The sequence below is a fragment of the Embleya sp. NPDC005971 genome (assembly GCF_040629175.1).
Classification (GTDB): Bacteria; Actinomycetota; Actinomycetes; order Streptomycetales; family Streptomycetaceae; genus Embleya.
Genome location: NZ_JBEXUX010000046.1, coordinates 54,470 through 76,454 on the forward strand (window position 1 = coordinate 54,470; position 21,985 = coordinate 76,454).

Consider the following 21,985-nt stretch of genomic DNA (forward strand, 5'->3'; position numbering starts at 1 on the left):
AGAGGCTACGGGCAACGCGCTCGAGCAGGTCCGCGTCCGCGCCGAGCAGCAGACACCCGCAGGGAAGGCCCGCACGGCATTGCCACCACACCCTCGGCCGTTCGGCGCGGATCGAAGGCCGGCCCTCGGCGCCGGGCGGCGGGGCCCGACGAGGTCGTCGTCGGGGGCCTACCGGGCCGGGCGGGGATCGCGGAGTTCCTCCGGCGTCTGCTCGGGCAGATCCGCGCCCGGATCGGTCCGCAGCAGCAGCCCCGGGGCGGGCTCGAACCGCTCGTTGGGCGGAGAAGCTCGGTGAAACCGCTCCGTGCGCTCGATGGCGATCTCCACGAGCCTGCCGTCCCGGAGCATCCACAACCCGAAACAGTCGTCGTCCTGGTCGCGGAGCAGCACCCGCACCGTTCCCGGATACGGCCACGGCAGCGACTCCAGATGCCTGAGCAGGCCGTGGCGGGCCCGGGCCTTGTCGAACTCCAGGGCCCACCCGAAGTCGAAGCCCCACCGACCCGAGATCGGCCCGACATGGCCCCGCCAGGTGCGTTCCGTGTCCTGCCGGGTCAGCGGCTCCATGACCTCGTCCGCATGACGGGCCGGCACGATGACCTCGGCGTCTCTACTCATGCAGGAGTACCACCGCGTCCGCCCGACCCGCCGCGATGCGTACGAACACAGCGAGGTGGTCCTCGACGGCGGCGGCACGGGAAGGCGGCCATGACACTGTGTCCTGTCGCGTGATGGCTTCGGTCGTCACGAACCGTTCCCCCTCCGCTCCCGGTTGCGTCATCATGAGGTTTCGGACTGTGACGACCCGAGAAGGGGCGACCACCATCATGGGCGAGCACAACAAACCGGCCCCCGACCCGTCCAAGGGCAACCCCCCGCCAGGCAACAAGGACGGGCAGCCCACCCCGGAGCCGACCCCGGACGGCCGCCACAAGAAGGACCCGAAGTAGATGGCCGGCGTCCTCGAAGTTCGTCGCCGTGCCCTGGACGAGGCGATGCGGGCGCGTCACGCTTGGCCCGAGGACGCCCCCTGGGTTCGCGACGCGTTCGACGCGCTGCCCCGCCACGCGTTCGCACCGGACCGGCTCTGGGACTGGAACGAAACCGCTTATGTACCCGTCGACCGCACCGCCGACCCCGACCGATGGGCCGAACTCGTCTACGCCGGGCCCGACGACGCGGCCGTCACCGAGATCACCGACGGCATCCCGTCGTCGTCGCTGTCGGCGCCTGCGGTCGTGGCGACCATGCTCGACTCCCTCGACGTCGAACCCGGCCACCGCGTGCTTGAGTTGGGCACGGGGACCGGCTGGAACGCGGCACTGCTCGCACACCGCGTCGGCGGCTCCGGGCGGGTGACCGGTGTGGAGGCTGCGGCGGGACTCGCGGACGCGGCGGACGGGAGGCTGCGGCGTTCCGGGGTTCGCGTCGACGTCTCGGTCGGCGACGGCAACCTCGGGCGGCCCGAAACGGCCCCCTACGACAGGGTGATCGCCACCTACGCCGTCGACCACGTCCCCTGGGCCTGGATCGAACAGACCGTCCCCGGCGGCGACCTGGTCTTCCCCCTCGGCCGCATGGGGCACTTCGCCGTCACCGTCGCCGACGACCATCGCAGCGCCCGAGGCTGGATGCACGGCCTCGCGCAATTCATGCACGCACGCGGCACCCCCGCCCCCGCCGCCACCGTCCGCTCCTGGACCCAGGTCCGCGCCGGCCGGGCCCCCGACGACAAACGCGCCGTCCACCGCGACATCACCCCCCTGCACACCGACCCGAACCTCCTGTGGGCGCTGCGCATGGCGCTGCCCGACGTGCTCTACACCGCCGACACCGACGACGACGGCGTCAACGCCTGGATCCACGACGGCACCTCCTCCTGGGCCGTCGTCACCACCGAGCCCGACGGCGGCGCCCGCACCGAACAAGGCGGTCCCCTGCGCCTGCTCGACGCGCTCGAGACCGCCTGGGACGCATGGATCGCGCACGGGCAGGTAAGCCGCTGGGACCACGGCATCACCATCGGCCGGGACGAGCAGTACGTGTGGGAGGGCGACCCCGACACCGGCCGCCGCTTCCACCTCCCCACCTCGGCCTGACAAAGACCGCCGCACGACACGCCCGCGCCGGGACGGGACGGGACCATCCGGTAGCGCTACGGCCCGGGAGGATCCGGATCACGCGTGGTCGTGTCGGCGTACGGCTTTAGCGCCCGTCGAAGTGGGCGAACGCCCGAACAGATGGAAGCCTGTGCCGTCGGCGGTGGTGAGTCGCACGAGTGGACCGCCGGTTTCGTTCGTTGGGTCGCCCTGTCCGGTTGTGGGGGTCGGCGCGAGGACGATGTCGGGGTGGTAGGAGGCGACTTGTCCCACGGCCAGGACGCGTCCGGCCACGTCGATGTCGTAGGGGCCCGCGGAGAGAAGCTTGCTGCTTCTCCGCGAAGGAGGGCGCGTACGGTCGGGTCGGTGTCGTCGAGTAGTCGGGCGGAGCGGAGGTTGCGTGTGGGGTGGACGACGCAGTGTCCGTCGAGGAGGAGGCGGACGACCCGTAGGTCGACGCGTTCGCGTCTGGTCAGGGTGGGCGGATGGCGAAGCGAGTGTTGCAGTGCCGTTGGACCGTGTCGAGGCCGCCTTCGGCAAGCATGTGCGGCACCGGGCCGCGGTCGTCCGGCCACGTCGTCGTGCCGTGTCCGACGTGGGAGAGCACCCAGTCCGTTCCGGCGACCGCCGCGTACCACGCCGTCGCTCGCATCGCGGCCGATGCGCGCACCGGCGACGGCCGGCACGGGGGCGCCGAACACGGGAGCCGGGCATACGCGGGAGGCGCTGCTGCGGGCCTACCGCCGGTCGGTGCCGCACAGGGGGCGACGATCGCGCGAGGGAGCGCCACTCGCGGTCACTGAGCCGGTACGAGTTCTCCCCCGGTTCCTGCGCCCGCTGTCGAAGATGCCGCAGCCGACGAGAGATCCCGCACAGAGACCCGGTTCGCTTCGTTGTGGATGTCGAGTACCGATTTCGCGATCTGCTCGCGCTCCGCGTCGAGTTCCCGTTCGTTTACGGCTCGGAAATCGAAATCCTCGGCGCTCTTCCGCACGTGTTCTGCGCGTGGCGGGCCTGGTGGGCCGGTGGACGTCAGGGGCGGTCTTCACCAGGCCGCGGGCGGGCATCCATGGACCGGAGGCTGTTGGTTGTGCGCTCCGCGTCGAGTAGTTCGGTGAGACGGCCAACCGCGAAAGCGACAAGCTCCCGCACCGGGATCAGTCGGCATGGAGCGTCGCCGACCAGGACTTCGTCGATGCCGGCCTGCTCCTCGAACTCGCGGCCGATCGTCGGGAAGTACCTGCCGTTGTCGTTGCCGACGTCGAGCGTCTCGACCCACACCCGCTCGCCTTCGAGGTCCCGGGGGAAGCGGCGGACCTTCAGGCGCGGACGGGGCGTGAGTGTTTCGGCGTGGTGCAGGAAGGTGTTGCGGTCGTGGCCGACGCCCACGAGGAGGACGTGGCCCCCGAGGTCGTGCAGACGCCCGAACGGCGACGCGCGGCCGACCGCGAACCCGAGCGTCTGGCGGCGAACGACGTCGACTGCCCGAACACCGATGGCGGTGACGGACGCCTGCGGATGCGAGCTGCGCACGCTCCCGGGCAAGGAGCGCAAGAGTTCGGGGACGGCGCCCATCCCGGTGGACGGCAAGTCGGGATGAAACACGGGCACGGCCGCGCGCCTTTCGATCACTGCGGCGTCGGGGATACCGACGTGATCAGGGTCGGGATCGGCGACCTGCCACGTGAAGGTGGGGGCAAGGAGCGTTCCGGCCGGTCCGAGTGCGGCGCGCAGGCTGTCGACCACGGTGGCTGCGCCGCCGTCGACACGGCCGATGCTGGACAAGGACGAGTGAACGATTACGGACATGCCGTCCCGGACGCCGACCTTGCGCCATCCCTCCATCAGGTCGGTGTAGGTCAGCTCGCCGGTTTGCGGCTCGGTGATTCGCATGCTTGAGGTTCTCCGTATTCGGGGTGGTGGGGGCGTCACTCTGTCCGTGCGCCAGGGCGGCACGGAGGAGCGCGAGGATCTCCGCCCGGGCGGCCTCGGCGTGCGGTGCCACGCCGGGCAGGGTGAGGAACGCGTGTTTCGCCGGCCGGCGACCGGGCACCGAGTCGGCAGGCGCGAGGCGGTAGTCGGCCCGGGCGGCGCCCCTAGGGCCTGGAGGGTGGGCACGCCTCGCGCTCGACGCGTAATCACGCGGCCGTGGACATGACGGAAACGTGACCCGTGACGTGATGTCGGATCAGCCGCGGCGTGATGGGACCATGCCTGCCTCGTAGGCGGCGATGGCCGCCTCGACCCGGTTGCGAGCGCCCAGTTTCGCGAGTACCGCGCTCACGTGTGCCTTCACCGTGCCCTCGACCAGGTGCAGTCGGCGCGCGATCTCCGCGTTGGAGAGGCCGGTCCCGAGTCCGGCCAGGACCTCGCGCTCCCGATCCGTGAGCCGTTCCAGAGAGCGGTGGGGATGTGCCGCGCGGTGCGCACGCATGCCGGCGACGACCCGGCCCGCGACCCGCGGGGACAGGTAGGCCCCGCCGGCTCCCACCGCACGTACCCCGTTGAGCAGTTCCCTCGGGTCGTCCGCCTTCAACAGGAAGCCGTCGGCGCCCTCCTCCAAGGCGCGGGTGATGTACTCGTCCTGACCGAAGGTCGTCAGCATGACGACACCGGCCGCCGTCCGATCCCGGTGCAGCAGCGCAGCCGCCGTGAGCCCGTCCAGGCCGGGCATTTGGATGTCCAACAGGACCACATCGGGCCGGTGTCGGCGGGCGAGCGCGATGGCCTCGTGCCCGTCACCCGCCTCGGCGACCACGTCGATGTCCAAGGCCCTGGCCAGGATGGCCCGCACTCCCGCCCGGACCATCGCCTCGTCGTCGGCCACCAGGACTCGGACCGGTCGATCGCCGGGTGTCGTATCCGTCACCCGGCGAGCCTACGGGCGGCGTGCTCCGGCGGCGGACCGGGAGACCTCGGATCCGCCCCGGGTCGGAGCTTACCCCCGACGAACGGCAGGGCATCCCTGCCGTTCGACCGATGGGCACCGACGCCGCGAACTCCTAGCGTCGCTTCGTACGGGAAACGAAGCGGCCGGCCCAGACCCACCGTGCGTCGGTGTGCGCCGCTGTCGACTTCCGCGAGCTCGTTTCCGCGGTCAGCGGCCGACAGCAAGGATCTCCGTGATCACCGTCCGAGGACTCACCAAACGCCACGGCGACATCCTCGCCGTGGACGACCTGACCTTCGATGTCCGAGCCGGCCGGGTGACCGGCTTCCTCGGCCCCAACGGGGCCGGCAAATCCACCACCATGCGGATGATCCTCGGCTTGGACCACCCCACGCGCGGCGAGGCCCTGATCGGCGGCCGGCCCTACACAAGCCTGCGGCGGCCGCTGTGCGAGGTCGGCGCGATGCTGGATGCGCGGGCCGTCCACCCGGCCCGTTCCGGCCGCACCCACCTTGTCGCCCAAGCCCGGGCCAACGGAATCCCGGCGCGGCGCGTGGACGAGGTGCTGGAGCGCGTGGGCCTGGCCAAGGCCGCCCGGCGGCCCGCCGGCACGTACTCGCTCGGCATGAACGGGCGGCTGGGGGTGGCGGGCGCACTGCTCGGCGACCCGTCCGTACTCGTCCTGGACGAGCCGGTCAACGGCCTCGACCCGGATGGCGTGCGGTGGATCCGCCGGCTGGTCCGTGAGCAGGCGGCCCAAGGACGCACCGTGTTCCTCTCCAGCCACCTGATGAGCGAGATGCAACTGACGGCCGACCATCTCGTCGTCATCGGACGTGGCCGGCTTCTGAGCGACGCCTCCATGGGGGAGTTTCTCGCCGCCGCTTCTTTGGCGTCGGCGCGCACGGTGGTGCCCGACCCCGAGGGCAGGGCGACGCTGATCCGTCGCCTGACGAGCATCGACGGGGTGAGCGTCGAGGTGTCCGCGTCCGGCGAACTCACCGTCGAGGGCCGCACCGCCGCGGAGATCGGCGACCTGGCCCACTACTGCCGAGTCCGGTTGCACCGGCTGAGCGACGTCGAAGTCTCGTTGGAGCAGGCGTACATGGACCTGACCGCACGCAGCGCCGAGTACACCGCGGGCAGCGCCGCGGACCCGACCGCCGCACTCGCGGCGCCGAACGAAGCGGGACGAGCATGACCATCCCGACGACACCCGTCAGGCGCGCGGACCCGCCACACGCCGTTCCTGAGGCCCCGGGCCGGGGCGCACCCGCAGGTTTCGCCGGGGCCGTCGCCGCCGAGTGGACCAAACTGTGGTCCCTCCGAGCCTCCTATCTCTGTCTTGTGGCGGGCCTTGCGATCACCGGTGTCTTCACCTACTACTACGCTTCGATCGCCCGCATCAACGAGCATCCGGTGCAGCCCGTCGGGAACGCGGCGGCCTCCTCCGCAGTCCTCGTGCAGTTCGCCGTCGTCGTCCTGGCCACGGTCGCGGTCACCTCCGAGTACGCGACGGGCAGCGTGCGGACTTCCCTCCTGTCGGTTCCTCGGCGGCATCGGGTCCACGCCGCGAAGGCCCTGGTGGCAGCCGTAGTGGCGTTCGTCGCCGGCACCACGTTCGCCGTCGTGGGCACGGCCGTGGCCTGGGTGGGGTTCGACGGACGGGCCTCCTTCGCGGCCGGCGCGAGCCTGCGTCAGGTCCTCGCGGTCGGTCTCTACGAGGCGTTGGTCGCTGTGCTGAGCATCGGGGTGGCGTTCGCCATGCGTCATCCGGCAGGTGCTCTCTCGATCCTCGCCACCCTCCTGTGGGCGCTGCCCGGCATCCTCCTGGGCCTGGGAGGCCCGACGCTCGCGGACCTCGACGACCGGCTACCGCAGGGTGCGGGGGGCCACTTCATGCGTCTGGAGGCCGACGCACCGTACGGGCCGGCAACGGCGGTCCTGATCGTGACGGCGTGGGCCGCGACCGCACACCTGATCGGCCTGTACGTGCTGCGTCGACGGGACGCCTGACCGGCGCGGGGGCGGCCCGCAGCCCTCGTCGGGCCCACTCCCGCGCCGGGCGTCCGGGGCCGTCCCACAGAATCGACCCGAAAGGTGAGGACATGAGCCGGAAGGACGATCGACGCACCATGCCCTACATACGGATGCCCCCGGTCAGACAGGTGTGCGGTGACGTGGCCCTGTCGAGCGTGCTCGCCGCTGCCACCGGCTACGGGTTCCGGGACGCGGGCGCCGCGGCCTCGCCGGTCGAGGACCTGTGTCTGCCGCTGGCCGTCCTGGTGGTGGCCGTCCCGCTGTCCCGCCGCCGGCCGGGAACCGCGGTCGTCCTGGTCAACGGACTGTGCGCGCTGGGCATGGCCGACCCCGCGACCCCTGCCAACGCCCACGTCCTGTCACTGGCCGCCCTGAGCTTTCTGCTGGGACTCCGGGTCGCCGCGGCCCGACGCCCGCTCCTGGTGCTGGCCGGCTGCCTCGCCGTCGTTCTCGCGACGTGCGCGGTGCTGCGGACGCCGGCCGTGTGGTGGTTCTACGCGTCGACCGTGCTGCCCGCCGCTCTCGTGTTGCCCTGGCTGGCCGGACGGCACTGGCGCGGGCGGCACGAACTGGTGAGGGAAGGCTGGCAGTTGGCCCGGAGCCTGGAGGAACACCAGCACCTGGTCGCGGAGCAGGCGCGGCTGACCGAACGCGCGGACATCGCGGCCGACATGCACGACTCTCTCGGGCACGTGCTGAGCCTGGTCGCCCTGCGCGCCGGCGCCCTGGAACTCTCTCCCGACCTCACCGACCGCGACCGCACCGACCTCGCCGAGCTGCGCGCGACGATCGCGGACGCCGTGGAGCAACTGCGCGAGACCGTCGCGGTCCTGCACGACCCGGCCGAAACGGGCCTGCCCGTCACCGACACCGTCGAGGACCTCCTCGGGCGGGCGGCCGCCTGCGGAGTGCCGGTGCGCTGGGAGCGGCACGGGGCGATGCCCATACTGTCCGCCCTGGTCCAAGGAGGTGTCTACCGGGCGGTGCAGGAGGCACTCACCAACGCGGTCAAGCACGCACCGGACGGCGAGATCCGGGTGCGGATCTCGCACGCGGCCGACCGTACCCGCGTAGACGTCGTGAACGCAGCTCCGCCGGCCGACCGGCCGGCGTTCGCGGCCGAAGGCCCGACGATCGGTGCCGGCGGCCGGGGCCTGACGGGGCTCAGGGAGCGGGTGACGGTACTCGGCGGCTCCTTGTGGACCGGCCCCCACCAGGGCGGATTCCGCGTCACCGCCGTCTTCCCGCACCAGGTCGCGGCTTGCCCGGGAACGCCGACGCCGCACCCGAAGACGGCGCCCGCACCTCGCGGGCCGCACGCAGGATCCGCGCGGCCGGATACGAACACCGTCGTACCGGAGTCCGTCAGACGGCTCGCCTCCGTACGAAATGCCGCCCGCCGCCGCTCCGTCGCCGCCTTCGCGGCTCCCGTCGTCGCAGCCGCCTTCTTCGTACCCTCAGCCGTCTACCTGGCCTGGCAGTTGACAACCAGCGTGCTGCCGCCGTCCCGGTTCGACGAGCTGACCATCGGCCGGCCCCGCGCCGAACTCGCTTCCTTGTTGCCGGACCACGCCTACCCGTACCCGCCCGACCATGCCCGTTTCGCACCTCGACCGCCCGGTGTCCGTTGCGAGTTCTACCGATCCGGCCGCGACCTGTTGACCGAGGTCGACCTCTACCGGCTGTGCTGGTCCGGCAACACGCTGACGACGAAGGACACCGTTTCCGCGAGCCGGCCGACAACCCCGTGACCACCATCCGTACCGTCGAGGAAGAGCTGAACCGAAACGACCCGGGACCGACGAAGAGCCTTTGCCGACCGACAGGTCGAGCTGCGTCGACTGAGAGGACGAGAACCACGTGGATGTGTATGAAGCGGTGGACGGCCGCCGGGCCGTGCGGGCGTTCAGCGACGAGCCGGTACCCCGGGAGGTTCTCGAACGAGTGCTGACCGCGGCAACGCGGGCTCCGTCGAGCGGGAACCTCCAGCCGTGGCATGCCTATGTCGTGGCGGGCGAGCCCCTGGCCGAACTGAAGAGGCGCGCGACGGCCAGGGCCCTGGCGGGCGACCCGGGCGACGAACGGGAGTATCCGATGTACCCGGCCGAACTGACCTCGCCGTATACGGACCGCTTCGCCGCCGCGGCCGCCCAGCGCTACGAAGCGTTGGGTATCGAGCGCGACGACCCCGAAAGGCCCATGAAGATCGCCGCCTTGAACTCGCGGGCCTTCGGGGCGCCGGTCGTGCTGTTCTGCTACCTCGACGAGACGATGGGTCCCGGGCAGTGGGCGGACGCGGGGATGTACCTGCAGACGGTCATGCTGTTGCTGAGGGCGGAAGGGCTGCACAGCTGTCCGCAGGTGATGTGGACGATGTATCGCAAGACCGTCAACGAAGTGGTCGGAGCCGACGAGGGGCTCGTGCTGTTCTGCGGTGTCTCCGTGGGATTCGAGAAGGAAGGCACGCCACGGCTGCGCACCGGGCGGGCGGACACGACCGAAACAGTGAGCTTCGTCGGAATGTGACCATCCGACGGTCGGGATCCGCAGGTGCATCGCCTTCGACGGATGCTGGTCGGCCGCACGCAACCGATCGCCCTGCGCGACGTCCGCGGACTCGGCCCACAGGCCGAGCAGGAGGCCATCACCTGGGCCGCACGCGCCCTGGTGGAGACGGCGATCAGGGAACAGCAGGCAGCCGGCCCGGAAGACGACACCGCCCCGCGCACCGGCCGGCACCGACCCCAACCGCGCGGGGCCGGCGACCCGAGGCCGGCACCGACGGCGAACGAACAGCCGACGCCGGCGACCGGGTTCGGCGTCCCCGACACGGGGCGACGTACAGGTGTACGCCGACGCTCACTGTCGGTCGGCGTCCGGGGCGAGCAATCGGTGCACGGCGCGCAGGGCGAACGAGGTGACCTCCGCGGGGTCGTCGCCCTGGTCGATCCTGCGGACGCACGCGTCGACGACCGCTTGGATCACCGCTGTGGTGAGTTCGGGCTGCGCCGGACCGAGTTCGGCGACCACGCCCTCCAGCGCCCTGTGCAGCGACCCGTGCAGATCCCTGACCCGCTGCCGGACGCGATCGGACAGCGAGCCGCGCGACAGCGACGCGCGCCGGCCGTGGGTACCGCGGGCCGCCTGCTCGACATTCGCCCGCACATACGCGGCGGCCCGGGCCCGGGGTGTGGCCTCGGCGGCGATGGCGTCCTCGACGGCGGTGACCCAGGCGGGGAACTCGCGGGTCACGACGAGTTCGAGCAGGTCTTCGATGGAGTCGAAGTAGCGGTAGATGCTGTTGCGGGCGATACCGGCCCGCGCGGCGACCGCGCCGGCGGTGAGGTTCTCCACGCCGTCCTCGTTCAGGATCGCCTCGGCCGCGTCGATCAGCCGAGCGAGCCGCTTGGCCCGGTGCTCACGCACACTGCCGGCTTCGATCTTGGGCATTCTCCCCGCTCCGCCTCGGCCATTCGCTGTCCCCCGCGCCAATCTACCGCCGTATCCGGGGTGCCGAGAGAGCCCGTGCTAACTTGGCCGCAACTTAGCGACACCCCTGTCGCTAAGTTCTGTCCGTGCTTCCGGCCGAAGGCTTCCCGATGCAACCGATGTACTCCCGCATGCTCCGATGTCTCCTGGGATCAAGAAAACGTGCCGCCGTGGTGGTCGCGTTCTGGGTACTGATCGCGGGCCTCCTCGCCGGGGTCGCCCCCGCTCTGGAATCCGTCGAGGACAACGCCTCCGCCAACCTTCCGCCCGCCGCCTCGGATTCCATGAAGGCCCGCGCCCTCGTCCGTGCGCAGCTTCCGGGCCAGGACGCGACGCCGGCGATCATCGTGGTGCGCGGCGAGGGAACCGACGCCGCGGCAAGCGCCGGGGAGGCCGTCACTCGCATCACCTCGGAGCTCTCGGAATCCACCCGGCCCGACCATGTGGCGAGCGTGATCTCCACGGTGACCACTCCCGACGCCGTAGCCGAACTGGTCTCGCAGGACCGCAGCGCCCAACTGGTCATCGTGCCCATGACCGGAAGCCCCTCGGACGAGTCCTTCCAGCACGCCGTCGACGAGGTACGCGCCCTCGCGGCCGACCGTGCGGGTCCCACCGAAGTCGCCGTGACCGGCCCCGCCGGGATCGCCACCGACACCGTGAAAGTCTTCAGCGGCGGCGACAAGGTCATGCTCCTGGCCACCATCCTGCTCGTCCTCGTCATCCTCCTGGCCGTCTACCGCTCACCCCTGATGGCCCTCGTGCCCCTCCTCGCCGTCGGCGTGGCCATGCGCGTGGCGGAGACGACCGGAGCACTCCTCGCGGACGCCGGGATCATCACGGTCAGCTCCCAAACCGCCTCGATCATGACCGTGCTGCTGTTCGGCGTGGGCACGGACTACGCGCTGATCATCACCGCCCGCTACCGCGAGGCCCTCCTCGACGAGACGGACCGTCCGCGCGCGATGCAGACCGCGGTGCGCCGAACGGCCGAATCCGTCCTCGCCGGCGCCTTGACCATCGTGCTCGCCATGTTCGCCCTGCTCGTGGCCGTCTCCCCGGCGCTGCACGGCTTCGGGCCCTACCTCGCTCTCGGCGTGGCCGTCATGGCGCCGGTGGCGTTCACCTTCGTCCCCGCCCTGATCCTGCTGCTGGGCGGGAGCGTCTTCTGGCCCGGTGGCGCGACCAAAGCCGCCGAACGAAGCCGCGGCACGGGCGTCTGGCACCGCGTTGCCGCTCTCGTCGCCCGGGCCCCGGTCCGAGTGGGCATGGCCGTGGTCGCGCTGCTCGTGGTGATGAGTGCCGGGTTGCTCGGCTACCACGAGAGCTTCAACACGCTCGGCGGCTTCCGTGCCGCCACCGAGTCCGAGCGCGGGCAGCACCTCATCCAGGAGAAGTTCGGCCCGGGTGAGATCGCGCCCGGCACCGTCGTCGTCCAGTCCCGGGACGACCTGAGATCCGGCACCGCGCCCACCGCCATCGCCGCCGCGCTCGCCGGCGTCGACGACGTCGGCAGGGTCGGACGGCACCCCCGCTTCGGGCCCGACGGCACAACGGTCTTCTACGACGTCGTCCTCAGCCTCGACCCGTACAGCTCGAAGGCACTCGACGCCATCGGTCCGCTCAAGGAGACCGCGCGGGCCGCGGCCGATGCCGCCGGCGTGACGGGCACCACGGTGTTCATCGCGGGAGAGACGGCACAGACCGCCGACATCCGCTCGGCCCTCGACCGCGACACGACCTTCATCGTGCTCCTGGTCCTCGCCATCGTCACAGCGGTCCTCATCCTCCTGCTGCGCTCGCTCCTCGCACCGCTCTACCTGGTGGCGACCCTCCTCCTGTCCTTTCTGGCCACCTTGGGCGCCACCACCTTCCTCACCGTCACCGTCCTGGGTGACGAAGGCATCGGCAACCGCGTCACCGCATACATCTTCGTCTTCCTCGTCGCACTCGGCGTCGACTACAACATCTTCATCATGAGCCGGTTCAAGCAGGAGCTGCGCGCCCTGCCCCCGGACAAGGCCATCAGCGCCGCCCTCACCCGCACCGGCGGCGTCGTCTCCTCCGCGGGCCTCATCCTTGCCGCGACCTTCGCCGTCCTGATGACCCAACCGATCCGCGAACTGTTCCAGTTCGGCTTCGCCATGGCCTTCGGCATCCTGCTGGACACCTTCCTCATCCGGCCGCTCCTGGTCCCCGCCATCGTCCGCCTTCTCGGTGACCACGCCCTGTGGCCCGCACGCCCCAGCCGCAGGACAACTCCCCGGCCCGCCGGCGAAACCGCCGTCCCGACCGGGCGCCTGCTGCGCGCCTTCACCTGGATCGCGGTCATCGAGGCATGCACCTGGGCCGGCCTGCTGATCGGGATGTACGTCAAGTACATCCCGAAGACCACCGAACTCGGCGTACGGATCTTCGGAACACTCCACGGAGCCGCCTTCATCGCCTACCTGCTCCTGACCGTTTTCGTGGCGATCCGGCTGAAGTGGCGGCTGGGCCGGACGACTCTCTTCGCCCTGCTCGCCGCGATACCTCCCTTCATGACCGTGGCATTCGAAACCTGGGCCCGCCGCACCGGCCGGCTCACCGAGCCGACCCCGGCCCCGCACCCCTCTCCCTCCGCATGACTCGACTGCCCGGATACAGCCCCCGGCGCCGCACGGCGTCGAGGCTCCGGTCGACTCCCCCGCCACTCCCCGAAGGGGCCAGGACAGCGGCGACGTACCGATCTTCGGGAAGACCCTGTCGCAGCCCCCTCCGCCGGTTCGGACGTCCGTGTATCGAACGCGGTGCGCAGGCCGCGCGCTGTGGACGCCGCGGCGGCACGGGCGAGGTGGGACTTCGTGTCCGGCTCGAACCGCTGTAGCTGTCGTTGCTGTCGAGGATCCGGGCCTGGGGAATGTCGTGACGAACCTCGGCAGGCATGGCGTCGCGCTTGGCGGTGACGGCCGACTGTGGGACCGCCTCGAGTTGGGCGATTCATTGTCCTCTCGGATACGACGACGCGGAGTCGGGCGGGGCCGGGTCGGTCGAGAAGGCGCTTGCGGGCGGCGCGGGCGTCGTGCCCGTGGCGGTCGGAGTCCCGAGCGCGTGCGAACGCGGTGATCGCGGCGGCGCAGCGGCAAGTTCCGCCGAGGCCGCCGCGCTGGTCACTCCGAGACCGAGTGGGCGACGAACGCCTCGACCGCGCAAGCCAGTTCGTCCGATTCGACGTGCGGGAAGCGCGTGCGCGGTGGGCCGCGTCAGGGCCGGCTCGGGCGCGGCCGGACGGGCCCGGGGCCGGGGCCGGGCCGTGTTCCTTCGCGCCGCTCGACGACGAGGGTGTTGAGTGCGGCGCGCAGAATCGCCGTGTCGACGTCGAGCAGAATCGGCAGCTTCACGGGCGGCAGCGGGCCGGCGGCGCCGCCGCGTTCGACCAGCACGTAGCTTTGCGGTGCCCGCCCCGCGGCGATCCCGGTCCGGAACTCGGCCACGTCCCCCCACGCCACGACGCGCCGCCCGCGGACCGCGATGCCGTCCGTGTCCACCCGCAGCCGCACGCGCGGCACGACCAGCCACACGATCCACACGACGACGGCCACCAGCGGCACCGCCACGACCGGAACGAGCACCTTCGGCATGTCCGGATTCGGACTCGCGAACGACCCCGCCATCGCCGCGAGCAACGGCACCGTGCAGCCGGCAATGGCCGCGAGGGCCTTCGTGGAGGTCCGCGCCTCGAACGCGCCGTCGCGCCGAACGCCGTCGACGACGCGACGCGTTGCTTGCCATTCGTCCAGCGGGCTGCGCACCATGCGGCCACGCTAGCGGCACCCCTCAGACCTCCCCTCGTCCGCCCCCGCCCGCCCCCTTGATCGCCGACTACGACGAGCACGTCGGCTGTTGCGGAAGGGGCACCGCGAACCTCTTCCTCATCTTCAGACCCGCCCCGAACAGTGCTCGCATAGGGCGAACCCGCAGTGCGCGAGAGAGTAATCGCGGCGTCGCCCCGCCCACCCGCCACCCGGGCAGGGATGTCCGGGTCTCTCGGACTCGGTACACGCGGCGCCGCACCCGGTAGAGAGAACGAGGCTCCGGCCGTGTCGGGCAGTGCGGCCGCGCCGGGCGCGGGCGGGTGACGCCCGCGGCCCGGCGCCCCACGTCACGCCGCGCCGGGCACGATCATCTTCGCCAGTTGGGCCGCGGCGCCGATCACGACGCCACCGCCCAACGCGATCGACGCGACGCCCAACACGATTCGACGCTTCACACATGCGCGCACATCCGCCTCCGGGGTGGGGGTTCGACGACCGAGCGTGACGCGACCATCCTCGCGGGTCACGGTGATCGACTCAACCCGTCCAGGTTTCGAGTCGGGTGGCGACCTCCCGCACCCGGCCCAACCCCCACCACCGGGTCGGACAGCGCCACGCGACACCGCCGGGGGCGGAGGTCACCCGAAGGGGGCGACGACCACCACGTTCGGGCCGGCCTCGTAGGTCGGGATCGCGTCGGCGAGGGTGACGTCGCGGCGGTCCCGGTCGCCACGCACCGGTGAGGAGCCGTTGCCGTACGGGTCGGAACCGAGTGCGCTGTCGGCCGCACTTTTGCTCTGCTGCCGGCGCGCGGCGGGGAGTTTCGCGATGTTGTTCTCGGCGCTGTCGGTGAACCGCACGCGATATCGGACCACCGCAGCAAAACCCAGGCCACGCAGCCAGGATCCAAAGTCCCAGATCCTGCAAATCCAATGGTCAACACATGATCAATCGACCGCTCTTCGTTCTCGCCTGCGCAGCCAGGTGTGACCGAACCGGCGGTTCGACCCGTCAAGACTCTGTGAGGTCGACGACGGAGCGGGGAGAAGGATGGGTTGGTTCCACAGGGAGCGCATCGGATTCGCCGAGTTCGCCGAGGCGAACCAGACCGTACTGCGCCGCACCGCCTTCCTGCTCTGCGGCGACTGGCATGCGGCCGAGGACCTCGCGCAGACCGCGTTGGAGAAGGTCTACGTCGTGTGGCCCAAGCTCGAGCGGCAGGAGCACCCGCAGGCCTACGCCAAGCGCGTCCTGATCAACGCGTTCCTGGATGGGCGCCGCCGCAAGAGCAGCGGCGAGATGACGGGCATAGACGCCGACGTGCTGGCCCGCACCCCCGCCCTCGTTCACGGCGACCCCGAACTGCGGCTCACCCTCGTCGGCGCGCTGCGCACCCTCGAACCACGCGACCGCGCCCTGCTGGTGCTGCGGTACTGGGAGGACCTGAGCGTCGAGGAGACCGCACGGCGGCTGGGTATGGGCGTGTCCGCCGTGAAGACCGGCACGATGCGCGCGCTCGCCAGGCTGCGCGAGCGCGTGCCGGAGCTGACCCGCGAGGCCGCTGCGGAGGGACAGCCGTGAGGAAACGGCGCACAACGGAATGGCCGGCGGCGGACACAGTGGCATACATGAGGGGAACCGACGTCGTGGAAGGGCAGGCAGTGGAGACCGAGGACCTGTTTCGCAGCGAACTGCGCGCCGAAGTGGACGAGTTGGTGATCCCGCCGGGCGCGGGGCTGGCTACCCGGGCGGCCGAGGGCGGCCGCCGCCGGGCGCGGCGGCGTGCGTTGGGGCAGACCGTTGGCGTGACCCTGGCGGTGGGAGTGATCGTGGCGGGCGGGCTGGGCGCGGCACAGCTGCGGACGAGTCCGGCGACCAAGGCGGGGCCCGCGGCGGATCCGTCGCCGTCCCGGATCGACGGACGGTTGGGGGGCGTGAACCCGGAACTGCCGGCGCAGCCGGTGGCACCGAATCCCCTCGCCGATCGGCTCGGTCCGATCATCAGGAACCTGCTGCCCGGGGGGACGAAGCAGATCACGACCAACACCGCCGTCGACGGCGGCCTCTACGCGAAGGTCACCTGGGACACCGGCCAGGGCGTGGTCGAGGTGACCTTCCACATGGTGGGCAAGCGGTTCTCCGGGTGCACCATGGCCGACGGCAGGCCCAAGCCCAAGGAGAACAACTTCGGCGGCTGCCGCAACGCACCGGACGGAACGCTGCTCGGCACCTTCGAGAAGCCCTTTCCGGACAAGGGCATCGCCTGGAAGAGCGTCAACTACGTCACCGGGGAGACCATGGTCGAACTGAGCTACGGAAACGGCGAACTGTCGGACAACGGCAAGCCCACCCGCAGCACCTTGCCGCTGACCGACGAGCAGGCCCTGTCCATCCTGAGGAACCCGGCCTGGGCGCCGATCCTCGCAGCCTACGTCCCGCCGCCGCCCGCCGACCCCGTCACACCGCCCACCTTGGGCACGACGTGGTCCCCGATCGCCTCGTTCGGCCCGGCACAACAGTCCTGACCCGTCCCGCCCACGCCGGGGGCGGCCCCGCCGGTCCGGCCGGGGCCGCCCCGTGATCCGCCGGAGGCGCCCGGCAAGGTCCGCGCCTGCTTGCCGGGCGCCACCGAACGAAGAGGGACATCGGTACGGGGAGCGGTCGGACAAAGACCGGCGCGAGGCCACCCCCACCGACGCGGTCGCCCGAACGTCCGGCCCCGCCGCGGTCACGACCGCGCGCCCGGCGCCGGAAACGGTGACGACACGAGGCGGGGGTCGTCGTCGCCGCCCGGGGTGCCCGCGGAGGCGCAGTCGCGCAGGTCGCCGGGGTTCCCCAGGGGGCGTCACCCGATATCCGGCGGACGCTCCCGCCGTGATCGAGCGCTACCGCAAGGCCCGGGACCTGCCCGGCACCAGGGCGGTGATCGAGGCCGCGATGGACGCACGCCGGCTCGGCCACGGCCCCTTGCCGCGCCATGCCTTCCTCCAACACGCCGCCGAGGCCTGGTAGCGCTTGTCGTCCGCGCAGGATTCGAGGAGGGCGAGTGCGCAGTCCCCGCGGACGAGGGCCGTCGCGCGCACGAAAGGGGCTGCCTGTTCGGCGTTCTCGGCCAGGGGTCCCGAAAACAACCGCAGGACGGGCTCACCGGCGCCGGCCGCATGCCGAGGAGCCGGGGCGACGTTGGTCGTCGCCCCGGCTGCTTCGCGCCTCTCGTGTCGAGACGGGATCGGTCGTCTTCGCCGGGCGGCCGTCCCGGCTTGACGTGTTCGGCTATTCGGGATTGCCCCGTCGGGATTCGGCCGCGGTGAGGAAGGCTCTCAGCGCGTCGTTGAACGGTCGGCCGATCCGCTGTACGGCGTGCGGGCTTCCCGGGAAGAGCCTGCGCTCGGCGTTCATGTGTGTCGCCAGCACGTCGCATACCGCTTCGAACGCGGGGGTTCCGCCGCCCGATACGACGAGCTTGGGGAAGGTGGTCCCGGCGAGCAACGGCAACGGAACTCCCGTGTCCCACGGCCGTTCCGTCTTCAGATTGTGTACGGCCTCCACGAACTCCGGGGGAAGCGGGCTCGGCAGCGAAAGCTTGACGCCGAGGGCCTCCAGGAATCCCGCCAGGAACGTCTCGTCGTCGGCCGAGACGTTCCGCTGCCAGTGCCGCATCAGTGCCTCGCGCAGCTCGTCGACCGCGGGATGGCCGATCCCGTTGGGCAGCGCGGGTGGTTCGATGACGGTGAGGGACCACACACGATCCGGGACCAGCGCCGCCGCCCGCATGGCCACGACACCGCCCATGGAGGTGCCCACGAGGTGGGCACCGGAACCGATCAGTTCCACGATCTCTTCGGCATCGCGATCGGGGTCGATGCGATCGGTGTGCGGGCTCGGACGGTAACCGCGTCGATAGGGCGCGATCACGGTCCATTCGTCCGCGAAGGCTTGCTGCTCCACGAATGCGGCGGCGGCGGAGTTCAGGCTGCCGTGAATCAGCAGGAGCCGGGGGCCGTGATCACCCCATCGCTCCGAGGCGAGCGTGTTCAACGACGTACTCCGTTCTGCTCAGGCACGCGGGCCGGCGGCGAAGACACCCGGGTCGATGTCGAGCCGGCGGGACTCGAATCGCCAACCGTCGGGCGTGCGGACCAGGGTGTCGCGGTAGATGCCCGTCGCGATGATGAACGGCGACTGCACGACCTGGAGTTTGACCACGACGCTGTACATCTCGGCCCGCTCGGCGTCGCCTTCGATCACGTGATTGACGCCCAGGTGTCGCGCGCCGTCCTCCTTGCCCGCCGCGATGTGACCGCGGAGGAACTCCATGATGGACGTGTGGCCCTGGAAGGTCCCGTAGTTCGCGACGAACGTTCCGTCGGGGATCCAACACTGTGCCCAGGCATCGACGTCGTGCGCGTCGAGGTATTTGAACTGCCGGGCGGCGAGCTCTTGGATCGCCAGCTTGTCTTCCACTGTCAGGGGCATGTCTGTTCGCCTTCGCAGGGGCGCCGCGGGGCGGCGCTTGTCGGTTGCGGTTCGGGGGCTGCGACCCGTGGGGGCAGCCCGGATTGCGGCGTCCGCCGTTCGGCCGTTCGGGGCGATCAGGCCCCGAGAGCGTCGGGCCGAGTGGGGTTCAGAAGTACCAGGGCACCTGGGCGTGCCCGCGGTCGACGAGGTCGCCGAAGCGTCCACCGAGGAAGGCCAGCGGTTCGCCGGCGCGCTCGCAGGTGTCCAGGACGCGGCCGACGACCACGATGTGGTCTCCGGCGACGAAGTGGCGCTCCACGTCGCATTCCAGGTGGGCGAGGGCATCCGGGATCACCGGTACGTGGTGCCTTCCGTAGGCGGGTTCGAGGCCGGCGAAGTGGTCCTCGGCGCGCCGGGCGAAGCGCATCGCGATCGGTTCCTGACGCGACGACAGGATGCTGACGGCGAATCGACCCGAAGCGGTGATCGCGTCGGTGCTGCGCGCGCCGATGTTGAGGCAGACCAGCAGCAGCGGCGGGTCCAGGGACACCGAGGTCAGCGAGTTGACCGTCATCCCGTGCGGCGTGCCGTCGGGAGCGTAGGTCGTGACCACCGCCACCCCGGTGGCGAAACGGCCCATGGTCCGGCGCATCGTCTGCGGGTCCACGGACGCGAGGGTGGAAGCCATGTCGTTGTCTCCGATGCTCAGGCGCGGTAGCGCACTTCGAAGGTGACCACGCCCTCGTCGGTTCGCCAGGGCCCGTGCGGCATGCCCGGCGGGCGGCAGGCGTACATGCCGGCGGTGAATGTGCGGCCCAGGGTGATGTCGGTGAACGAGCCCTCCAGGATGTACACCTCTTCCCAGAAGTCGTGGCGCTGCACGCCCATCGGGGTGGAATCGGCGCCCGGCGCGTAGCGCAGGATTCGGGTCGCGACCCCGGTGGCGGGGTCCTTGGCCAGGACTCGTTCGGTGATCGCCGGGTCGTCGCCCGGACACAGGGTGAACTCGATGTCGGAGACGGGGAAGAACTCGTGTTCGGGCTTGCTCACTTGGTCACGCTCCTGTGGTTTCACACGGTGCTCTCGACGTGGTAGCTCGCCAGGAAGGCGTCCACCGCGGCGAGTGGCGCGTCGAAGTCGTAGTTGCGGTAGGCGTAGCCCTTCACCACGAACGGTGCGCCCGCGTAGAAGAGTTCGTACTGGTGGTGGCGCCCGGCGAACTCGCTGCCGACGGCGTCCCAGACCAGCTTGAAGAGCTTGACCCGCTCCTCGGCCGTGGCACCGGGGCTCTGGATGTAGCGATCGATGTCGGCGCGCGTTTCGGGATTGGTCATGTCGGCGATGCCGGAGGGCACTTGGAGCACTCCCCCGCCGACGAGGTCGCGCAGGATCGCCAGCACGCGTGGGTACAGTTCCGACTGCATGCCCATCGCCCCGTAGACGGCCCGGGAGCCGGGGCGCCACATGCCCTGCTCGTCGGGCTCGGCGGTGTATTCGGCGGCGAGGACCGCGGACTCGGCGAGCGAGACCAGGCTCGCGAGTTCACCGAGTTTCTCGACGACGCCCGGGAAACGATCGACTCCGTTGACGGCGGCCACCTTGCGGGCCAGGCCGGCCAGGAACTGGAGCTTGACGCTCAGTCGGATCTGGGCCTGCCAGTTGCCCAGCACGTGGGCGCCGGTGTCGAAGAACTGGCGTCGCAGTCCGGGGACATCGCGGTAGACGAACACCTGCTCCCACGGGATGAACACATCGTCGAAGACCAACAGTGCGTCGGTCTCGTCGTAGCGCGTGGTCAGCGGGTAGTCGTAGGCGCTGGTGGCGGCCGGCGCGTAGGGGCGTCGACAGTACAGCTTCAGGCCCTGGGCGCCGACGGGCACCGCGAAGCTCAGCGCGAAGTCGGTGTCCTCGGGGCCGAGCGGTTTGATGCACGACACCAGGATCTCGTCGGCGACCGCGCCGCCGGTGGCCAGCATCTGCGCGCCGCGCACCACGATGCCGTCGGGACGCTCCTCTGCCACGCCGACCTGGACCAACTCGCCTTCCCAGGCGTGTGCGGTGGTCGCCCGGGAGACCTGCGGCGGGATGATCGCGTAGGACACGTACAGATTCTCGGCGGCGACCCGGCGTCGGTAGGCGACGATGTTGGCGGCCAGATCGCGCTCGCCGCTCGCGAACGCCTCCGGGTGGGCCCCGAACGCGGCGACGAACGCACCGACATGGTCGGGGCTGCGTCCGACCCAGCCGTGGGTGTGTCTGGCCCAGCGGGTCGCGGCGGTGCGGTAGGCGGTGAGTTCGTCCCGGCTTCGCGGGGCCGTGAACAGCAGGTTGATCGGCTCGCCGGTCTCCGGGTCGGGGCGGGTGAAGCCGGATTCGGGGTCGGCGGCGATGTCGAAGAGTTCGGCGATCGTCGTCGCGATGGGGGTGAAGGCCGGGTGGTGGGCGACGTCCGCGACGACCTCGCCGTCGACGTGGACACGACGGTCGTCCTTGAGAGAGGCCAGGTATTCGGCTCCGGTGCGCATCACGAACTCCTCTGGTGCACGGTGTAGTCATGGGTCAGGGAGGGCCCGCCGGGCAGTTCGATGGACAGCAGCCAGCGGGAGCCGTACACGAAGTCGCCGGTGAGCAGGGGCAGGGTGCCGCAGAACAACACCAGGTCACCGGCGACGTCGCCGATGGCCGCGGTCATCCGGTGGAGCAGTTCGCGGGGGTGGCGCAGCGCGGACAGTGGTCCGTGCTGATAGGGGCGACCGTCGATCGCGGATTCGGCGGTCAGCTGTTCCCAGTTCGGTGGGCGGGTGCCGGCGTCGAGTTCGATCACGTCGGTGCCCAGCGGCTTGGGGCAGGCGGCCTTGGACGAGGTGATGTCCAGGCGTTCGCGTTCGCGATCGGTATGGTCCGAGCCGACCGCCAGGAACAGGCGGCCTCGGTGGCGGATGACCACGGGTTCCACCTCGCCCGAGGTCGCCTCGCCGTCCACCGCGACGGTTCGTTCGGTGGTGAGCAGGGACGGGTCGAGATCGTAGAAGGCCGGCACGGTCGCGGGTGGCGGGATGCCGATGGCCGCGAGTTCCTCGATGTGGCGTCGTGCGGCGGCCTCGTCGCGCGCGGTGTAGCCCGCCACGACCAGGCGCGCCGGCCGCACGTCCAGGTATTCGTCGGTGTCGACCACGCGCATACGCAGCGGTGGTATCGAAGTGCTCACAAGTGGT

General features: G+C 70.9%; 22 protein-coding genes. 10 read left to right on the forward strand and 12 right to left on the reverse strand.

Annotated features, from left to right (window positions below; genetic code table 11):
* Nucleotides 1–168 precede the first annotated feature (168 nt).
* Nucleotides 169–618, reverse strand: a complete 450-nt coding sequence (locus ABZ374_RS32525; protein ID WP_360317905.1) for a hypothetical protein — start codon at nucleotides 616–618, stop codon at nucleotides 169–171.
* 179 nt (nucleotides 619–797) lie between these two features.
* Between ABZ374_RS32525 and ABZ374_RS32530 the strand changes: the two genes are divergently transcribed.
* Nucleotides 798–950 (forward strand): hypothetical protein, encoded by a 153-nt coding sequence (locus ABZ374_RS32530; RefSeq protein WP_360317907.1) that lies wholly within the window; start codon nucleotides 798–800, stop codon nucleotides 948–950.
* Complete coding sequence (locus ABZ374_RS32535) at nucleotides 951–2,099, forward strand: methyltransferase domain-containing protein (RefSeq protein WP_360317909.1); 1,149 nt, start codon at nucleotides 951–953, stop codon at nucleotides 2,097–2,099. It begins immediately after the preceding gene.
* A gap of 1,032 nt (nucleotides 2,100–3,131) precedes the next feature.
* Here the strand turns inward: ABZ374_RS32535 and ABZ374_RS32540 are convergent.
* Nucleotides 3,132–3,992, reverse strand: a complete 861-nt coding sequence (locus tag ABZ374_RS32540; protein WP_360317911.1) for an AAC(3) family N-acetyltransferase — start codon at nucleotides 3,990–3,992, stop codon at nucleotides 3,132–3,134.
* A 295-nt stretch (nucleotides 3,993–4,287) separates the two neighbouring features.
* A complete protein-coding gene (locus tag ABZ374_RS32545; protein ID WP_360317913.1) occupies nucleotides 4,288–4,968 on the reverse strand; it encodes a response regulator transcription factor in 681 nt (226 codons plus the stop codon).
* Between the two features lie 253 nt (nucleotides 4,969–5,221).
* Here ABZ374_RS32545 and ABZ374_RS32550 point away from each other — a divergent pair, with 253 nt between their 5' ends.
* The 4 genes from ABZ374_RS32550 (at nucleotide 5,222) to ABZ374_RS32565 (ending at nucleotide 9,555) form a co-directional block, all read left to right on the forward strand.
* Nucleotides 5,222–6,190, forward strand: a complete 969-nt coding sequence (locus ABZ374_RS32550) for an ATP-binding cassette domain-containing protein (RefSeq protein ID WP_360317916.1) — start codon at nucleotides 5,222–5,224, stop codon at nucleotides 6,188–6,190.
* Nucleotides 6,191–6,336: 146 nt separating this feature from the next.
* Nucleotides 6,337–7,005, forward strand: coding sequence for an ABC transporter permease (locus ABZ374_RS32555; protein ID WP_360317918.1), 669 nt, complete (start codon nucleotides 6,337–6,339; stop codon nucleotides 7,003–7,005).
* Between the two features lie 119 nt (nucleotides 7,006–7,124).
* Nucleotides 7,125–8,780, forward strand: coding sequence for a histidine kinase (locus tag ABZ374_RS32560; protein WP_360317987.1), 1,656 nt, complete (start codon nucleotides 7,125–7,127; stop codon nucleotides 8,778–8,780).
* Nucleotides 8,781–8,889: 109 nt separating this feature from the next.
* Nucleotides 8,890–9,555, forward strand: a complete 666-nt coding sequence (locus ABZ374_RS32565; protein ID WP_360317920.1) for a nitroreductase — start codon at nucleotides 8,890–8,892, stop codon at nucleotides 9,553–9,555.
* A gap of 333 nt (nucleotides 9,556–9,888) precedes the next feature.
* Here ABZ374_RS32565 and ABZ374_RS32570 read toward each other — a convergent pair whose 3' ends face one another.
* Complete coding sequence (locus ABZ374_RS32570; RefSeq protein ID WP_360317922.1) at nucleotides 9,889–10,479, reverse strand: helix-turn-helix domain-containing protein; 591 nt, start codon at nucleotides 10,477–10,479, stop codon at nucleotides 9,889–9,891.
* A 209-nt stretch (nucleotides 10,480–10,688) separates the two neighbouring features.
* Here ABZ374_RS32570 and ABZ374_RS32575 point away from each other — a divergent pair, with 209 nt between their 5' ends.
* Nucleotides 10,689–13,145, forward strand: a complete 2,457-nt coding sequence (locus ABZ374_RS32575; protein ID WP_360317924.1) for an MMPL family transporter — start codon at nucleotides 10,689–10,691, stop codon at nucleotides 13,143–13,145.
* Between the two features lie 615 nt (nucleotides 13,146–13,760).
* Here the strand turns inward: ABZ374_RS32575 and ABZ374_RS32580 are convergent.
* Both ABZ374_RS32580 and ABZ374_RS32585 read right to left on the reverse strand, forming a co-directional pair.
* On the reverse strand, nucleotides 13,761–14,312 hold the full coding sequence (locus ABZ374_RS32580) for a hypothetical protein (protein ID WP_360317926.1): 552 nt from the start codon (nucleotides 14,310–14,312) through the stop codon (nucleotides 13,761–13,763).
* Between the two features lie 638 nt (nucleotides 14,313–14,950).
* Nucleotides 14,951–15,187, reverse strand: a complete 237-nt coding sequence (locus ABZ374_RS32585; RefSeq protein ID WP_360317928.1) for a hypothetical protein — start codon at nucleotides 15,185–15,187, stop codon at nucleotides 14,951–14,953.
* Between the two features lie 175 nt (nucleotides 15,188–15,362).
* On the opposite strand from ABZ374_RS32585, the gene ABZ374_RS32590 reads away from it, so the two are divergent.
* From ABZ374_RS32590 to ABZ374_RS32600, 3 genes are all read left to right on the forward strand, one after another.
* On the forward strand, nucleotides 15,363–15,893 hold the full coding sequence (locus tag ABZ374_RS32590) for a SigE family RNA polymerase sigma factor (protein WP_360317930.1): 531 nt from the start codon (nucleotides 15,363–15,365) through the stop codon (nucleotides 15,891–15,893).
* 47 nt (nucleotides 15,894–15,940) lie between these two features.
* On the forward strand, nucleotides 15,941–16,837 hold the full coding sequence (locus tag ABZ374_RS32595) for a hypothetical protein (RefSeq protein WP_360317932.1): 897 nt from the start codon (nucleotides 15,941–15,943) through the stop codon (nucleotides 16,835–16,837).
* Nucleotides 16,838–17,186: 349 nt separating this feature from the next.
* The gene (locus ABZ374_RS32600; RefSeq protein ID WP_360317934.1) at nucleotides 17,187–17,324 is read left to right on the forward strand and encodes a hypothetical protein; all 138 of its coding nucleotides are present in this window, start codon (nucleotides 17,187–17,189) and stop codon (nucleotides 17,322–17,324) included.
* Between the two features lie 261 nt (nucleotides 17,325–17,585).
* Here ABZ374_RS32600 and ABZ374_RS32605 read toward each other — a convergent pair whose 3' ends face one another.
* The 6 genes from ABZ374_RS32605 to ABZ374_RS32630 all read right to left on the reverse strand — a co-directional run bounded on the left by ABZ374_RS32605 (nucleotide 17,586) and on the right by ABZ374_RS32630 (nucleotide 21,978).
* Nucleotides 17,586–18,350, reverse strand: a complete 765-nt coding sequence (locus tag ABZ374_RS32605; protein ID WP_360317936.1) for an alpha/beta hydrolase — start codon at nucleotides 18,348–18,350, stop codon at nucleotides 17,586–17,588.
* 18 nt (nucleotides 18,351–18,368) lie between these two features.
* Nucleotides 18,369–18,788, reverse strand: a complete 420-nt coding sequence (locus ABZ374_RS32610; RefSeq protein WP_360317938.1) for a nuclear transport factor 2 family protein — start codon at nucleotides 18,786–18,788, stop codon at nucleotides 18,369–18,371.
* A 148-nt stretch (nucleotides 18,789–18,936) separates the two neighbouring features.
* Nucleotides 18,937–19,458, reverse strand: coding sequence for a flavin reductase family protein (locus ABZ374_RS32615; RefSeq protein WP_360317940.1), 522 nt, complete (start codon nucleotides 19,456–19,458; stop codon nucleotides 18,937–18,939).
* 17 nt (nucleotides 19,459–19,475) lie between these two features.
* Nucleotides 19,476–19,820 (reverse strand): cupin domain-containing protein, encoded by a 345-nt coding sequence (locus tag ABZ374_RS32620; RefSeq protein ID WP_360317943.1) that lies wholly within the window; start codon nucleotides 19,818–19,820, stop codon nucleotides 19,476–19,478.
* Between the two features lie 20 nt (nucleotides 19,821–19,840).
* Nucleotides 19,841–21,295 carry a 4-hydroxyphenylacetate 3-hydroxylase N-terminal domain-containing protein gene (locus ABZ374_RS32625; RefSeq protein WP_360317946.1) on the reverse strand — a complete coding sequence of 485 codons (1,455 nt, stop codon included), beginning with the start codon at nucleotides 21,293–21,295 and terminating at the stop codon, nucleotides 19,841–19,843.
* Nucleotides 21,295–21,978 carry a DUF2848 family protein gene (locus ABZ374_RS32630; RefSeq protein ID WP_360317949.1) on the reverse strand — a complete coding sequence of 228 codons (684 nt, stop codon included), beginning with the start codon at nucleotides 21,976–21,978 and terminating at the stop codon, nucleotides 21,295–21,297. Before ABZ374_RS32630 ends, ABZ374_RS32625 begins: the two co-directional genes overlap by 1 nt.
* Between the last annotated feature and the right edge of the window lie 7 nt (nucleotides 21,979–21,985).